The 17,224-nt window shown below is 40.9% G+C and carries 13 protein-coding genes; 6 read left to right on the top strand and 7 right to left on the bottom strand.

The window, feature by feature from the left end; genetic code table 11:
- Positions 1 to 218: 218 nt before the first annotated feature.
- The 6 genes from uraD to amt all read right to left on the bottom strand — a co-directional run bounded on the left by uraD (position 219) and on the right by amt (position 7,921).
- Positions 219 to 722: a 2-oxo-4-hydroxy-4-carboxy-5-ureidoimidazoline decarboxylase gene (gene uraD, locus NMG86_RS11795; RefSeq protein WP_026797699.1), complete on the bottom strand. Its 504-nt coding sequence runs from the start codon at positions 720 to 722 to the stop codon at positions 219 to 221.
- Between the two features lie 5 nt (positions 723 to 727).
- A complete protein-coding gene (gene uraH, locus NMG86_RS11790) occupies positions 728 to 1,090 on the bottom strand; it encodes a hydroxyisourate hydrolase (protein ID WP_026797698.1) in 363 nt (120 codons plus the stop codon).
- Between the two features lie 106 nt (positions 1,091 to 1,196).
- Positions 1,197 to 2,366: an FAD-dependent urate hydroxylase HpxO gene (gene hpxO, locus NMG86_RS11785; protein WP_026797697.1), complete on the bottom strand. Its 1,170-nt coding sequence runs from the start codon at positions 2,364 to 2,366 to the stop codon at positions 1,197 to 1,199.
- A 4-nt stretch (positions 2,367 to 2,370) separates the two neighbouring features.
- Positions 2,371 to 3,120: an SGNH/GDSL hydrolase family protein gene (locus NMG86_RS11780; protein ID WP_081694475.1), complete on the bottom strand. Its 750-nt coding sequence runs from the start codon at positions 3,118 to 3,120 to the stop codon at positions 2,371 to 2,373.
- A 393-nt stretch (positions 3,121 to 3,513) separates the two neighbouring features.
- A complete protein-coding gene (locus NMG86_RS11775; RefSeq protein ID WP_087882195.1) occupies positions 3,514 to 5,001 on the bottom strand; it encodes an ammonium transporter in 1,488 nt (495 codons plus the stop codon).
- Between the two features lie 235 nt (positions 5,002 to 5,236).
- Positions 5,237 to 7,921, bottom strand: coding sequence for an ammonium transporter (gene amt / locus NMG86_RS11770; protein ID WP_026786802.1), 2,685 nt, complete (start codon positions 7,919 to 7,921; stop codon positions 5,237 to 5,239).
- Between the two features lie 1,219 nt (positions 7,922 to 9,140).
- On the opposite strand from amt, the gene ltrA reads away from it, so the two are divergent.
- From ltrA to NMG86_RS11750, 4 genes are all read left to right on the top strand, one after another.
- On the top strand, positions 9,141 to 10,868 hold the full coding sequence (gene ltrA / locus NMG86_RS11765) for a group II intron reverse transcriptase/maturase (protein ID WP_026796660.1): 1,728 nt from the start codon (positions 9,141 to 9,143) through the stop codon (positions 10,866 to 10,868).
- Between the two features lie 96 nt (positions 10,869 to 10,964).
- Entirely contained in the window at positions 10,965 to 12,032 is a 1,068-nt protein-coding gene (locus tag NMG86_RS11760; RefSeq protein WP_087882175.1) for a THUMP domain-containing class I SAM-dependent RNA methyltransferase, read from the top strand.
- 28 nt (positions 12,033 to 12,060) lie between these two features.
- Positions 12,061 to 12,702 (top strand): histidine phosphatase family protein, encoded by a 642-nt coding sequence (locus NMG86_RS11755; RefSeq protein ID WP_026786804.1) that lies wholly within the window; start codon positions 12,061 to 12,063, stop codon positions 12,700 to 12,702.
- A gap of 185 nt (positions 12,703 to 12,887) precedes the next feature.
- A complete protein-coding gene (locus NMG86_RS11750) occupies positions 12,888 to 14,480 on the top strand; it encodes an FAD-dependent monooxygenase family protein (protein ID WP_026797694.1) in 1,593 nt (530 codons plus the stop codon).
- 43 nt (positions 14,481 to 14,523) lie between these two features.
- On the opposite strand, the gene psaK is transcribed toward NMG86_RS11750, so the two are convergent.
- A complete protein-coding gene (gene psaK / locus NMG86_RS11745; protein ID WP_423212663.1) occupies positions 14,524 to 14,784 on the bottom strand; it encodes a photosystem I reaction center subunit PsaK in 261 nt (86 codons plus the stop codon).
- 347 nt (positions 14,785 to 15,131) lie between these two features.
- On the opposite strand from psaK, the gene NMG86_RS11740 reads away from it, so the two are divergent.
- Positions 15,132 to 16,352, top strand: a complete 1,221-nt coding sequence (locus tag NMG86_RS11740) for an NAD(P)/FAD-dependent oxidoreductase (protein ID WP_026797693.1) — start codon at positions 15,132 to 15,134, stop codon at positions 16,350 to 16,352.
- A 107-nt stretch (positions 16,353 to 16,459) separates the two neighbouring features.
- Positions 16,460 to 17,185: an HAD-IA family hydrolase gene (locus NMG86_RS11735; protein ID WP_026797692.1), complete on the top strand. Its 726-nt coding sequence runs from the start codon at positions 16,460 to 16,462 to the stop codon at positions 17,183 to 17,185.
- Positions 17,186 to 17,224: the final 39 nt, after the last annotated feature.

The raw sequence follows: 17,224 nt of genomic DNA, 5'->3' as shown, positions 1-17,224 counted from the left end.
TAGGACAGTTTTGCTCAAATTGGATGAGAAGCCATCCGAGCAGTTAATCGTCTAAACTCAGCCCCGGAAGCACGTTGTCGGCAACTAATATGGTCAGTATAGTTTTCTGCCTGGTGTTACTACTAAATATTATAGCTAGGACTAACCACACAATCTTTAGGTGCAACCACAGGGAGATTGCCCATACTACCGATAGATACGGGGTAGGATTCTGGCTGTTAGCGAACTGTTTTTTCATAAAGACGAAATTGGGCGATTTTATAAATTTCTTCTAGGGCGGTTATTTTTTCGGCTTCAATAGAATGATTTAACCGTTGTTCAAACGCCGCTAAAATACTGGTTTTGGTATGATTTTTAACGGCAATAATAAAGGGAAACCCGAATTTATCTTTATAGGTTTGGTTGAGTTGATGAAAGTATTGATATTCGGCAGATGTTAGACGGTCTAACCCAACTCCGGCTTGTTCTTTGACTGAAGATTCTGCCATTTTTGCTTTACTTCCTAAGTCGGGATGGGTGCGAATTAAGGCTAATTGTTGTTGTGAATTACTATTTTTAACGATGGCAACCATAGTTTTATATAATATTTCTATAGTCTCAAAGGGTCGTTTTAATTCCGCCTGTTCTGCCACCCAAGGAGATGCTTCAAAAATAGTTCCTAATACTGCGATAAATTCCGCTTTAGTCATTTGATTAACTTGGGATAAGGAATAGGTTTGCATGATGTTTAACTGCCTCGATAGGTACTATAAGACCAGGGAGAAACTAATAGGGGAACGTGATAGGCAACGGTGGGGTTAGCAATGCCAAATCGAATCGGAATATTATCTAAAAATAAGGGATAATCTAGGGATTCATATTGGGTTTTAAAATAGTCCCCAACGGCAAAGACTAATTCATAAATTCCCTGATTTAATTCGGTTTCTGTTAATAGGGGGATATCGGTTCTACCATCCTTATTTGTAATAGAAGTTTTGAGAAGGGTTCGTTCTCCTATTTCTGAATTAATTTGCCATAATTCAATCTTTAAATGGGCAACTGGACGACCTTGGGCTGTGTCTAATACATGAGTTGTGAGTTTACCAACCATAGGAAAAAGTTAAGGGTTAAAATTAATAATACCTCAGAAACCGGGTTTCTAATTATGGTCTATTAACTCAAATCAAGATTTTTTTAGAAACCCGGTTTCTTTTCTTTTAGTGAAAGGGGCCGCCTAGGATGGTTTTAGATAAAGCATTGGTAACATCCTGTTCGGTTTCTTGTTGGAGTTGTTGATACCATTGTTGGGTTAAATGGGGGTCTTTTCCATAAATCATATCGGCTCGTTTTCGGGCTTTGAGAACTAGGGTTGAAGTCCGTTCTTTGCGTTCAGATTCATATCGTTTTAAAGCATATTCTACTCCTAAATTAGTAGTTAATAGAAATCGAGATAATATTTCTGCATCTTCCATGGCTTGACAGCCGCCTTGTCCGAGGGTTGGGGTGGAAGCATGGGCGGCATCTCCTAACAGTGCAACTCGACCTTTAACGATTGTTTCTAAGGGGTCTAAATCATGAATTTCTAAACGGTTTAATTCCTGGGGATTGAGATTTTCTATTAAAGATTGAACTGGAGACGGCCATCGGGCAAAAATTGATTTTAACTCCCGTTGACGATAATCTGGTTCAACAATTGTTCCCCTTGCCATCGGACAACCAAAAAAGTAATAAAATCGGTTATTTCCTATGGGCATCATCGAAGCGCGTTTGCCTTCGCCAACATAAATAACCCAAGTATTTTTATCTCCTAAATCGGGATTAATTTTAATTAAACCATTCCAATTAACATAATCGGCATAACGCAATTCTACCGGATGACCGACCACATAATCCCGTAATTGAGAATGAATGCCATCGGCGGCAATTAATAGGTCTGCACTGGTTTGATATCCATTGGCAAAATAGGCGGTCACGCCCTGGGTATTCTGTTCAACGCCAATACATTGAGCATTCAGTTTAACGGTTTCAAGATTATTATTAAAGGCGTTTAAAAGCAGGGATTGTAATTCCGTTCGAGACACGGGATAGGGTCGCTGTCCTACGGTTTCGGTCACAGGATTGAGATTAATTTGATTTAATAATTTATCGGTATGACTGCGATATTCCATCCTATCCATCTGACCACCGATTTTGGCAATTTCATCCCCCAAACCTAAACTATTCAGAACTTTAACCCCATTTGACCAAATAGAAATTCCTGCCCCGGCGGGACGAATTTCGCTGGTTTTTTCATAAATTTCTACGGTATATCCTGCCCGTTTTAGGGTTAAACCTGCGGTTAAACCACCAATTCCTGCACCGATAATAATAATTTTGAGATGATTCATAATTTTAAGGGTTAGAAGATGGTTCTAGGGCAATTTGACTATAAATTTTTAAGGCGGAACTCCAAACTAAATAACCTTGTTGATTTAGATGTAAACCATCGGTGCTTAATTCCGGTCTTAAATTACCATCTGCATCGGTAAATAGGGAATGTAAATTTAAAAAATAAGCTCCTTCTTCCTGGGCGATGAATTTTAACTCTTGATTTAAGTGACGAATGCGTTGATTAGAAATTTTTAATAGGCGTTCCCGTCCTTCCCAATTAGAATTTTTATCACTATGGGGAAGAATTGATTGGACAACAATTTGAGTATCGGGATGTACCCAACGTAAATCCCTAATAATTTCTCGATAATTATTTAATAATGTACTATCATCTATGCCCCGAATTAAATCATTAATGCCAATCATGACAAAAATAGTTTCCGGTTGAGTAATATCAAATAATTTAACCCGCTTTAATAATCCTGCGGAAGTTTCCCCAGAAATTCCTTGATTTAACCAAGTTCTGTCTTGGGGTAAAAGTTCCGCCGGAAACCACAAACTTAAGGAATCCCCCGCTAAAATAGTTAAACGTTCCGGGGGGATAGCCGCCACCGCATTGGCTTCGCGCCGCAACTGTTCCACCCATTGTTCATAAGTCCAGCGATGACGGGGGCCTGTAGCATTAATTGACGCCGATTCTGAGGGCAAAGGATGGGTCAGAACAACATCCGTCAGGGAGGAGGGAGTATGGGAAACAGATTGTCGGTGCATTATCAATCCCAGGATGATAAACAAGAGTAATCCATTGCCGATTAAGGATATCCAAGCCCAATACGGAATTATTTTCGAGCGATAAACAGACCGATTCCAATGCTGCTTAAACAAAACTCACTCAACCTAATCTGTCCATTAATATTTAACCAAGATTTCTTCAAATCCACAAAAAATCCCCAGCTAAGGGAAGCCAGGGAAGGAGTCGTGGGAGCACCGGATGCTCCCTAATAGTCGGCTAATATAGCAACCGCCAAGGCAGTTAGGACACCAGACGGATCTTAGAACCCAGACGGTGAAGTATTTTCCCCCCTGTTCCCTCCCCCCCTAGCCCCCCGTGCACGGGGGGTTTGGGGGGCTGTTCCGGTGTTCCCTGCTATACCTGAAATATTATTAACGACTTTTGAAGGTACTTCCTTCGGAGGGAAAGCTAGAGCCAGAACTGCCTAATCCTGGGCCGACTTCATCCTTGAGGAATCCGGCGTAGGCTTCCATCCCGTGTTCAGCAATGTCTAGTCCTTCAAATTCCTGTTCAGGATGCACCCGTAAGCCGACCGTGGCTTTTAGGGCTAACCAGAAAATCGTACTCAGAGCGACGGTAAATCCGCCCACGGCAAGAATACCCAGGATTTGGATACCCAAATTAGCGCCACCAAAAATGCCCGCCGCTAGGGTTCCAAAAATCCCACAAACCAAGTGAACAGAAGTAGCGCCCACGGGGTCATCAATTTTGATGCGGTCAAAGAAACCCACGGAATAGACAACAAGCACCCCAGCAATCGCCCCAATAATTACAGCCTGGAGGTAGCTGACCGAATCACAACTAGCGGTAATTGACACTAAACCCGCTAAAACCCCGTTAATAATCATGGATAAATCGGGTTTACCATCCTTCAACCAGGAGGTGGCACTGGCAGTGACGGCTCCGGCGGCGGCCGCTAAGTTGGTGGTAACAGCGATGTAAGAAATTTGTTCATTAGCGACTAGGGTGGAACCGGGGTTAAAGCCAAACCAGCATACCCACAGGATTAAACATCCCAGGGTGGCGATACTCATGTTATGACCCGGAATGGCACGAGATTGTCCATCAGCCCCATATCGACCCAAACGGGGCCCCAGGAAAGCAGCCCCCATTAATGCAGCCCAACCACCAACGGAGTGAACGGCAGTTGAACCAGCAAAATCCTTGAATCCCGCTTGAGCTAACCAGCCTGAAGCATCCCAAATCCAGTGACCTGTAATTGGGTAGGCAATCCCCACTAACAGTAAACTAAAGAGTAAAAAGGCAATAAATTCAATGCGTTCGGCAACGGCTCCCGATACAATCGTGGCTGCGGTTCCAGCGAAGGCAACTTGAAACAGGAAATAGAGAGAAACAGGTAATCCCGCCGGAAAGGGCGATAAACCGTAGGTTTCTGGCTGTCCCGTCAGAAAATAACCGCCTCCGCCAATCCAAGGGTTTTCTCCCCCAAACATAAAGGAAAATCCAAAAGCCCAAAAAATTAGGGTAGCTAAGGCAAAGACAATTAAGTTTTTGGCCAAAACATTAACGGCATTTTTTTGGCGACAGAAGCCCGTTTCTAACATACAGAAACCCGCATTCATAAAAATCACCAAAATTGAGGCGACTAAAACCCAGGCAACGTTTAAATAGCCCTGAACCATTTCAGCCGTCAGGGGGGGGGCATCTGTTTGAGCAACGGCCGCGAAACTCCAGACTCCGACGATAATCGCGGTTAGGGGGATACAGGCCAACCAAGTCGGAGACAGCCATCGAGAATGCTGTAATTTTGAAATCACCCTATTGGTTTTAGCGGTGAAACGACTCACATTTTTGTGTCGTCGATTTCCTAAATCGGTCGTTTTTTTGGAGATAAACATCATGTTGGGTTTATGAATCGACATTAGTAGAAGAAATCAATTGCAGATATCCACTGAAATTGGCTACAGATAAATCACGGTTTCTGTGGCTGAATTTTTAGCTAAATTGCTAACAATTTTTGATAGATTATTAACTTAATTTCTGTATTAAGCAATACAGTTTTTTGATTCTATTTCGATTACGGAGTCGGTTTCCCCCCGCGCCAGGGGGGCTGGGGTTTTTGGTCAACAAGGGTTAACAATCAATGCTCAAAAGCTGTTCACTGGTTTTGTGAACCTTAGACTCAAGGATTTGTTTGACCGGAATTTCGATCAAAAATTTAGTGTATTCTCCCACTTCCGACTCGCACCAGATTCGACCTTTATGGTGTTCGACAACAATTTGATAGCTAATGGATAATCCTAAACCCGTGCCTTTTCCGACGGGTTTAGTGGTAAAAAATGGGTCAAATAGCTTAGACCGAATCTCTTTAGGAATCCCCAAACCATTATCAACAATTTCGATAATAATTTTTTGGTGATTCACCGATAGAGTTCTAATCAAAATTTGCGGTTGGATTTTGGATTTATCACAGGATATTAGAGAAAACTTATCCTGCATCATCGAATCATGGAGGGCATCAATGGCATTACTAATCAGATTCATAAATACCTGATTCAGTGGCCCAGGATAACATTCAATTAAGGGAATATTGCCATAGTCCTTAATAATTTCAATTCCGGTTAATTTCCCCTGGGGTTTGAGTTTAGTTTTCAGAATCATCAAGGTACTTTCTAATCCATCATGCAGACTTACCTGTTTTAATTCGGCTTCATCATGGCGAGAAAAAGTTCTTAAAGACCGCACAATATCCCGAATTCGGTCAGCCCCTACCTGCATTGATTCTACAATTTTGGGAAAATCCTCCTTGAGAAATTCCAAATCAATAGATTCAATTTCCTGCTGAATTTTAACGCTAGGATTAGAATATTCTTTTTGATAAATATCTAATAAATTCAGCACATCGCGGGTATAATTAGTGGCATGGATTAAATTACCATAAACAAAATTAACTGGATTATTAATTTCATGGGCAACTCCAGCGACTAACTGACCCAAACTCGACATTTTTTCACTTTGAATTAGTTGAATTTGAGTTTGTTTGAGTTCTTTAATGGCGTGTTTGAATTGGTCATTTTTTCGTTTTAATTCCAGGGAAGTTTTTAACCGTTCTTCGGCTTGCTGTAGGGCTTCTTCGGCTCGTTTATGGGCGGATAAATCCCGAAAACTTCCCAAATAAAAGGATTGATAGCCGAATTTTGCTTGATTAATTGTGGCTTCTAAGGGAAAACAAGAACCATTAGCTCGTCTCCCCACAACCGCTTGCCGTCCCTGTGATAACCATTTTTCCAATAGGGTTTGCTGTTCTTGAATTTGGGAAGTCGGCCATTCAAATAACTGCAAAATGGAAGTTCCAATTAATTCCGCAGCCGAATATCCAAATATGGCTTCTGCACTAGGATTAGTCCTTAAAATTTCTCCCGATGGGTTACTAAAGGTAATCATGGCATCCGTGGCATTTTCAATAATTGCCTCGGTTTGGTTTAAGGAATCTTCTAAAGCCTGCATCACTTGGTTATAGCGACAGCCAATTTGACCGACTTCGGTAAATTGATTTTCGGGAACCCGGCGTTTAAAGTCTTGGGTACGGGCTTGATATTCCATGACTTCAAACAAATCATAAATTTCGGTTTTGGCTCCATGTTCAGAAATATTTAATCCCGTGGTTTCTGCCTCCAGAGAAACCCGTAATGGAAAATAATGATTAATGGTGTATAAAACCAGCCAGGTTAAGCCAAATCCCCAAACAAAAGAAACTCCAATCCCCAAAACTTGAACCAGCAATTGTTGACTACGGGATAACCCCGTATGCAATAAATCCAGATTTCCAAACAAACCTACGGCGAGGGTTCCCCAAACCCCACCACCCGCATGAACCGCAATGGCATCAACGGCATCATCAATCTGACATCGTTGCAAGGTCAAGGATACTAACACCATAACGACAGCACCCACCCCACCAATTAAGGGAGCCGCGGTCGTCGAGATAGCATGGGAAGATGCGGTAATTGCCACTAAACCCGCCAAGGAACCATTAATAATCAATTCAACTTCCGGTCGGCGATATAACAGCCAACCCAAAACCGCCCCGACTAACATTCCCGACGTCCCGGCCAAGATGGTATTGACAATCACCGTGGCGACTCGAATATCTAAATGTAAATAACTGCCCCCATTAAATCCTAACCACCCTAACCACAACAACATCGCCCCCAATACGGATAACTGAAGGTTAGAGCCGCGCATTTCTTGGGTGGTTTTATCGGGGGTAAACCGTCCCAGCCTTGGCCCAATCACTAATAGAACTGCCAAAGAAACCCATCCGCCCATACTATGAACAATGGTAGACCCGGCAAAATCCACAAATCCAATTTTTCCTAACCACCCCAATAAATGGTTAGTTTCAATCCCATTCCAGGCCCAATGGCCAAAAACGGGGTAAATAATTCCCGAAGTTAAAGCCGCAACTAATAAATAAGCTCCAAACTTCATCCGTTCCGCCGATGCCCCTGAAACGATTGTTGTGGCGGTACTACAAAACATAGCTTCAAACAGAAAAAATGCGGCTTGCCCCGGATTCGATGTCGTATCAAAAAACAAAGCCTGGGGGTCAATCCCGCCCATCGCCGCTCTGCTGAACATAATGGCATAGCCAAAGGCCCAAAACAAGGCCACAGAAATGCCGAAGTCGGCAAAATTTTTGACGGCAACGTTAATACTATTCTTGGAACGGGTTAAGCCCGACTCTAAACACATAAATCCGGGCTGCATCAGAAAGACTAAGCCCGAACAGACTAGCAGCCAGAGAATATCAATCACTGAATTATTGGTTACTTAATCAACCTCCCATTGTCTCAATTTATCTTAGGAATTTTTGTGGACTTTTATACCGTTACGCAATCCGAATGGATTTTACAAGGCCCAAACCAGCATCCGTCAGTCAAAAAGCCTTATTTTATGGGCTAAAACCCTGAAATCAGAAAAAAAAATATTTTAGGTGTTGACAAATGGGATCGGGTTTGGGTAGAGTAACAAGCGTGTGAGGAGCGAACCAGTTAAGGACACCGAGACGAAACACGGCCAGTCGCCGGTGTCCTTTTCTGATCAAAAGGAAACATACGTTCTTTGTGAAAACTCTGATTTTGCAGAGAATATTAGGAATAATACAACTGGGTTGAAATCGGTAATTTACCGGGTATTTTTCTCTTGTTTATGGTTATATAGTTTTAACCCTGGCTTTGTTGTGGGATTATAAAATAGTAATATTCAAAATTTTCTCCTGAATGACCCAGTATTTTGCCACGGTTGCCAAGGGTTTAGAGCTTATCGCTGCTCAGGAATTGGAACGTTTAGTGCGATTCGTTTAGCCTAAATTAAGCCGAAAGGCTTATGGGACGGCTAACCCAGTTGTTAAGACTGGTGATAACTGATTACATTTATGGGTGAGTAAAGAAACATCACAAAATCTCAAAAAATAACGAAATGTTACGAAATTCAGAGATAAGTAATAAAAATTTACAAGTCCCATCCCTCAAGTGCTGAGGTGAAAGCATAACCCCTAGTTTGAAATGGGTAGCATCCATCAAGCTAAAGCGGGGTTAAAAGATAGAACTACTGAAAGCCAAATTTGGTAACTATCGAGCAAGAAGTTCATGCGTAGCGCAAGCAAAGATGTGTCTGAACCATCGATACCGATAATGGTGAAAAGGCTAAATCAGGAATAAAACCCATTGGAAAATATGGTAAAGACCTGGTTATCACCAAGCCAAAAGGCAAGGATAAGGGAATAAGCGGTTTATACGCCGACTTATAAGCACAAACCCAATAAACCCGGTGGACAGCATCACGCTAAAAACTTCAAACAAATGTGTAATCGGAACGAAGTAACCCCTATATATCTCTGGAAAGGTCGAAATCCAGTAAGTAGCTAACGAATGATGTATGGGGAAGGGATGGTATCAAAAGCGAATGCCTTGTTGTAATGACAAGGATATGCTGACAGATACTCGGTAATTCCAAAGAAATAGAACAAGTAGCAATGTATATGTCTAAAACGCTGAATAAAAATCAGACGGTGGAATGGAAAGACCTTAACTGGCGAAAGTTAGAAAAGGTAACTTTCAAGTTGCAAAAGCGCATATTTCGAGCGAGTGAACGAGGCGATGTTAAAGCAGTTCGTAAACTTCAAAAAACCCTGATTAATTCCTGGAGTGCCAAATGTATTGCGGTTCGTCGGGTAACACAAGATAACCAAGGCAAAAATACGGCTGGAGTGGATGGAGTTAAATCTCTGAACCCAAAACAACGTATGAGCCTTGTAGGACGATTAAAGTTAACCAATAAGGTAAAACCAACTCGTAGAGTTAATATTCCCAAACCTGGTACAACCGAAACCCGTCCATTAGGGATACCCACAATAAACGACCGTGCATTGCAAGCGTTAGTAAAACTAGCGTTAGAACCAGAATGGGAGGCTAAATTTGAGCCAAACAGTTATGGTTTCAGACCAGGACGTTCCTGCCACGATGCAATCGAAGCAATATTTAGCAGTATTAAGCAAAAAGACAAATATGTACTGGATGCTGATATCTCAAAATGCTTTGACCGCATAGACCACAAAGCGTTAATCTCCAAAATACACACATACCCTACATTAAGCCGTCAACTAAAGACATGGCTCAAAGCAGGGTACATGGACGGAAAAGAACTTTTTCCTACTAATGATGGTACACCACAAGGCGGGGTCATTTCACCCTTACTTGCGAATATTGCCTTACATGGTATGGAAGAAAGAGTTAAGCAATACGCCGAAACTCTAAAAGGGGCAAAAACGGCAAATAGAGTAGCCCTTAGTCTAATCCGTTACGCTGATGACTTCGTGATAATCCATGAGGATCTAAACGTAGTCAAAAAGTGTCAAGAGATAATTGCTGATTGGTTAAGTGACATGGGACTGGAATTAAAACCAAGTAAAACAAAATTGACCCACACCTTCAAAGAAATTGATGGAAATGTTGGGTTTGAGTTCCTAGGATTCCACATACAACAGTACAAAGTAGGAAACTACAGAGGTGCTAATAAAACGAATGGAATACCGCTAGGTTTTAATACATTAATCAAACCCTCAAAAGCCAAAATCAAAACTCATCTTGTCAAGATAGCTGATGTAATAGATTCCCATAAAACCGCCCCACAAGCTGCTCTAATTAGCAAGCTGAATCCAATTATTAGGGGTTGGTCAAATTATTACTCAACAGTGGTTAGTAAAGAAACCTTCTCAAAGGTTGACCATCAAACCTACGACAAGCTGAGAGCCTGGGCAAGAAGAAGGGGAAAAGGGAACATCAATAAAGACAAATACTGGAGAACAGTAGATGACAGAAATTGGTGTTTCAGTACAGAAGATGGATTGAAATTATTCACCCATAGCAGTACGCCAATCATTAGGCATACAAAGATTAAGGGTGAAGCTAGTCCGTTCAATGGAGACTGGATTTACTGGAGTAAACGTCGAGGCGAATATCCTGAGACTCCTAAAAGAGTGGCAACACTTATTAAGAAACAAAAAGGTATTTGTCCTCACTGTGGTTTGTATTTCACAAGTACAGACATTGTAGAAGTTGACCATATTAAACCAACATCGTTAGGTGGAAAAGACACCTATGATAACCTTCAACTTTTACACAAACATTGTCATGACACAAAGACGGCTAGTGATGGTTCTTTAACTAAAACAGTTGAGAATTATGACAATCAACCGTTTTGAATCGTACCTATAACAAAGGTGGAGTTATCAAGGAGCCGTGTGAGGTGAAAGTCTCATGCACGGTTCTGAAGGAGAGGTTAGGGGGGCAACCCTCTAATCGACTCTAACGGTGCTCATGATGTTCGTCCTGATTTTGCTGGCGTTCATTTCGCTGGTTCCCGCCAACTTCTCTATCGGGTGAATCTTTGGGGGAGAACTATATATCGGGTTTTAGTTCCTATTGCTGAATTTCCCTGTCCCAATGGAGAACGGTTGTATCAGGAAATTCAAAATATTGACTGGAATCAGTATTTATCACCCCTGAATACTTTTGCTGTTAATTGTACAGGCAAAAATGAAGTTTTAAATCATACCCATTTTACCGCCCTTCAGGTCAAAAACGCCATTATTGATCAACAGCGTTTGGAATTTGGAGAACGTTCTGATATTGATATTAATAATCCTGATTTATGGATTAATCTTCATATCCATGAAAATCAAGGGATTCTAAGTTTAGATAGTTCGGGAAGCAGTTTACACCGCCGGGGATATCGTCCGGCCGTGGGACTAGCCCCTTTAAAAGAAAGTCTAGCTGCCGCCTTATTAGACATGGCAGAATGGCATCCTGATTTACCATTTTTAGACCCCCTATGTGGCTCAGGAACCTTACCCATTGAAGCCAGTTTAAAAGCCTTAAATATTGCCCCCGGACTATTCCGAGAAACCTTTGGGTTTATGAAGTGGAAAGATTTTGACGCTCAATTGTGGGATAGTCTAAAACAGGACGCTTTAGACGCACAATTAACTACCTTAACCGCGCCGATTGTCGGTTCAGACGAGGATGAAGATACCATTCATCAAGCCTCGGAAAACGCTCAACGCTGTGGGGTAGCGAAACAAATTCGACTACAACAAATAGAATTATCTCAAGTTGAACCTCCGGCGGCTCATGGGGTAATTATCTGTAATCCTCCCTATGGGGAACGTTTGGGTCATACTGAAGACTTAGCTCCTTTATATAAACAATTAGGAGATACTTTTAAACAACGGTTTAAGGGATGGACAGCTTATATTTTAACAGGAAATAAGGCATTAGGAAAACAAGTGGGGTTGAGAACATCTCGAAGAATTGCGGTTTATAATGGTGCTTTACCTTGTACTTTATTAAAGTATGATCTTTATTAAGGGAAACACAATACTATTAACTTAACCTATGTCTAAAACTGTATGGATAGCCCGCCATGGAAATCGGATTGATTTTGTCAATCCCGCCTGGTTTGATACCGCAGAAAGACCTTATGACCCCCATTTATCCGAGGATGGTCAAATTCAAGCCCAACAATTAGCTAATCGTTTAGTCGGAGAAGGAATTACTCAAATTATTGCTTCTCCCTTTTTGAGAACCGTACAAACCGCTAATGCTGTGGCTAAAAAATTAGATTTACCGCTTAAATTAGATTGGGGTTTAGGAGAATGGTTAAATCCTGAATGGATGGGTTTTCCAGAAACATTATCCCCAGATTTTTTAGCTAAAAAATTCCCTAAAATTGATTTATCCCATCCTCTGGGAGTTCCTAATTATCCTGAAACTTGGAAAGATTGTTTACAACGAACCGGAGAAACTTCCCAACGTTTAGTTAACACCTTTCCCGATGATAATTTATTATTGGTTGGACATGGTGCTTCGGTATTAGGAACAGCCATGGGATTAATTCCAACCTTAGAAGAAATGGATATTAAAGCCTCCCTTTGTTGTTTAGTGAAAATTGTTCAAAATGGAGATAAATGGATACTAGAACTCAACGGAGATACCGCTCATTTGACTGAATTAGAAACGGTTATTCGGTTTAATTAACAGATATAGCAATCCTAAATCAGTTGTAACATTTTAATACTGACATGAAACAGCTAGAAGTATTACCCCTGTTCCGGTGTTCCGGCGTTCCCTCCCCCCCTAGCCCCCCGTGCACGGGGGGTTTGGGGGGGCTGTTCCGATGTTCCCTCTCTCAACTAGGTAATTTATTTTATGCAACTACTTATATGTCTCTGACTGAAGAAATTTTATCTCAAATCCAGGGAAATCCTTTCAAGGGTCTACAAAAAGCGGATGAACTTTGGACGGGGTTAAAAAATAATACTCTCCCCCTTCCTGATACCATTAAACAGGATGATAAACCCTTGGAAAGTCTGGATTATGATGTAGTTATTTGTGGGGGAACTCTGGGAATTTTAATCGGTGCTACCTTAGCAATAAAAGGCTGGCGAGTGGGATTAATTGAACGGGGAAAACTCCAAGGACGGGAACAGGAATGGAATATTTCTCGTCAGGAATTAGAGGTTTTTGTAGAATTAAATTTACTATCTGAGGTAGAATTAAAAACAGCGATCGCTACGGAATATAACCCCGCCCGTTTAAGTTTTCCCCAGGGTAATGATATTTGGGTGAAAGATGTTCTTAATATTGGAGTTGATCCGGTTTATTTATTAGAAACTCTCAAAATTAAATTTTTAGAAGCCGGAGGAATATTATTAGAAAATACGGCTTATCAAGGGTCTATTATTCATCCTGATGGTGTGGCGGTAAATGTAACCGAAATTCATTCCCCTCGCCTTGCAGGAGAGGGGTTAGGGGACAGGTCAATCATCCTAAAAACCCGCTTATTAATAGATGCAATGGGTCATTTTTCCCCCCTAGTTCGACAAGCTAGACAAGGACAAAAACCCGATGCAGTTTGTTTAGTGGTGGGAACCTGTGCGACGGGATATCCTAATAATCAAACGGGGGATATTTTCGCTTCTTTTACTCCTTTAAAAAATCAATGTCAATATTTTTGGGAAGCGTTTCCGGCTAGGGATGGAAGAACAACTTATTTATTTACCTATTTAGATGCTAACCCCCAACGGTTTAGTTTAGAATCTTTGTTTGAAGACTATTTTAAACTGTTACCCGAATATCAACAGATTGAGTTAAATCAATTAACCTTTAAACGGGCGTTATTTGGATTTTTTCCCTGTTATAAAAATAGTCCGTTAAAAATGCCCTGGAATCGGGTTTTGGCGGTGGGAGATAGTAGCGGAAATCAATCTCCCTTAAGTTTTGGGGGATTTGGGGCGATGGTACGTCATTTACAACGGTTAACGGATGGAATTGATCAAGCCTTAACCACTGATCAATTAAGTCAAAATGCCCTATCTTTATTGCAACCCTATCAACCCAGTTTATCCGTAACTTGGTTATTTCAAAGGTCGATGAGTGTGGGGATTCAACAAACTATTAACCCCGAACAAATTAATCAATTATTAACTACCGTATTTCAAGAAATGGAACAATTGGGAGAACCAATTTTAAAGCCATTTTTGCAAGATGTGGTAAGGTTTTCCGCCTTAACTCAAACCCTATCAAAAACCGCAATTTCCCATCCCGGTTTGATTTTTAAAATTATTCCCCAGGTGGGGTTAATCAGTTTAATTAATTGGACAATTCACTACTGGAATTTAGGGCTGTATACGGGTTTATATCCCCTGGCAAAAACCCTAGAACCGATGTTTAATAAATTACCCCTTTCGTCTCAATACTATTATTATCGTTGGTTAGAAGCGTGGAAATATGGGTCAGGACAGGATTATGATTAAAAGTAGGGGTAATTCATGAATTACCCCTACTAAATAAAATGAGTTAAATAACTCCTAAACTAGATAATCCTAAAATCACACCAGCCCCTAAAACATGACCAAAACTTGTGGTTGCTAAAACCGCAGGTAAGCCAAACCCACCGAACATATTAGGTGAAGGTAATTGAGGGCCAGCATTAGGCTGTTGGATGGAGAATTTACCAATGGCGATCGCTACAATATTACACACAATCATCACAATAGCGATGGTAGGACTCCAGGCGTGGGTGACGGGAGTGGCGACGGTCGCGGCTAAAAGCATCATGGAATTATCTCCTAAAGTTTTTTAAACTGTAACCAATGGAAATTAATCGTTATATAGCAATCCTAAATAGGTTGTAACATTTTAATACTGACATGAAACAGCTAGAAGTATTACCCCTGTTCCCTCCCCCCCTAGCCCCCCGTGCACGGGGGGTTTGGGAGGCTGTTCCGGCGTTCCCTTTTGCCCAGGACTTTTGAACACAACTCAAATAGGATTACTATAGTTAAGATGTTTTACCAAACAAAGGGAATTGATTTTCGTCCTTGTAGCAATACTTAACATTTTTTGACTAAAATTGCTATCCTAGTTGAAAGAAACAGCCCGACTCAAAAACTCCTAATTTTAATATGACTGAACCGCAAACCCGCATTTGTATCCTTGGTGGAGGCTTTGGTGGACTGTACACCGCCTTACGTTTAAGTCAACTTCCTTGGCAAAAATCGGAACAACCGGAAATTGTTCTGGTGGATCAAAATGACCATTTTTTGTTTTTACCTTTGCTGTATGAATTACTGACTAATGAACTGCAAAGTTGGGAAATTGCCCCCGCTTTTGCAGATCTATTAAAAGATACCAATGTGCAGTTTTGTCAAGGAATTGTTAGCGAAATTGATATTGAAAATAAACAGGTTAAATTGCAAGATGATTTGCAGATTTCCTATGATTATTTGGTTTTGGCAATGGGAGGAGAAACAGCTTTAGATAAAGTTCCAGGGGCGAAAGACTATGCAATTCCTTTCCGAAGTATTGCTGATGCTTACCGTTTAGAAGAACAGTTAAGACGATTAGAAACCTTAGATCAAGATAAAATTAGAATAGCCATTGTAGGTGGCGGTTATAGTGGGGTAGAACTCGCCTGTAAATTAGCCGATCGCCTAGGAACAAAAGGACGAATTAGAATTATTGAACAAGCGGAAGAAATCTTAAAAACTTCTCCCGAATTTAATCAAGAATCCGCTAGAAATGCCTTATTAAATCGCCAGGTTTGGATAGATTTAGAAACCACTGTAGCGGCTGTTGAAGTCAATAAAATTTCCCTAGAATATCGAGGTGAAATTGATGAAATTCCAGTGGATTTAGTATTATGGACAGTGGGAACCCAGGTGTCTCCGTTAGTGCGATCGCTACCTTTAAAACACAATCAACGAGGTCAAATTGTCACCACATCAACCTTACAAGTAATTGATCATCCTGAAATTTTTGCATTAGGAGATTTAGCAGAATCTCAAGACGCTGACGGTCAAAAAATTCCCACCACAGCCCAAGCCGCTTTTCAACAAGCTGATTATACCGGATGGAATCTTTGGGCGTTATTAACAAGAAGACCCTTATTACCCTTCCGATATATTAATTTAGGGGAAATGATGACATTAGGAACTAATAACGCTACCTTAACAGGTTTAGGGATAAAATTAGAGGGTCAATTTGCCCATTTAACCCGGCGTTTAATCTATTTATATCGCTTCCCCACCTTTGATCATCAAATTCGAGTGGCGTTTAATTGGATGACCAAACCCTTGCAGGATTTCTTAATTTCAATCGATCAAAAAATGGCAGATAGAGAATAACTCATATTCCGTTGTTGCGCTTAAGCGCATCTTAAAATTTAATATTCTAAACCAACAAACCGGGTTTATATAAACCCGGCTTATCGCTAATTATAGCAATCGTAAATATGACTAATTCGCAGAATTCTACAATGGAAAAACCCCGTGTTATTTTTTTAGATGCCGTTGGGACGTTATTTGGTGTGCGTCATAGTGTGGGGGAAGCCTACCGAATTATTGCAGAACAATTTGGGGTCAATGCTGAAGCTAAAATTTTGGATAAAGTGTTTTTTAATTGTTTTTTAGCGGCTCCGGTTATGGCATTTCCAGGGGTTGATCCCAATGAAATTCCCCCCTTAGAATTTGAATGGTGGAAAGCGATCGCTGAACAAACCTTTAAAACCGTCGGACTCTATAATGATTTTACAGATTTCTCCGCTTTTTTTCAAGCCCTATATCATTATTTTGAAACCGAAAAACCTTGGTTTGTTTATCCCGATGTTCTTCCTAAATTAAAAGATTGGCAAGCCCAAGGAATAGAATTAGGGGTATTATCTAACTTTGATTCCCGATTATATCCGGTTTTAGAATCTTTAAATTTAGCTGATTTTTTTCAAACCGTGACTATTTCTACAGAAGTAGGAGCCGCTAAACCCAGTGCTGAAATTTTCCAAATTGCCTTAACCAAACATCAATGTTTACCCCAAGAAGTTTGGCATATTGGTGATAGTTTTAAAGCCGATTATCAAGGTTCAAAAGCCCTAGGAATACGCGGAATATTAGTCCATCGAGACGAACCCCCAAAAGGAATTTTAGATGAATATGAAAGTTTAGAACAAATTCCGATATTCTAAAGTAGAGACGAGCCACGGCGCGTCTTCCTACAGGACACA

It is taken from the genome of Planktothrix rubescens CCAP 1459/22 (assembly GCA_904830895.1).
Taxonomy (GTDB): Bacteria; Cyanobacteriota; Cyanobacteriia; order Cyanobacteriales; family Microcoleaceae; genus Planktothrix; species Planktothrix agardhii.
This window is presented reverse-complemented; position numbering and strand designations above follow the sequence as displayed.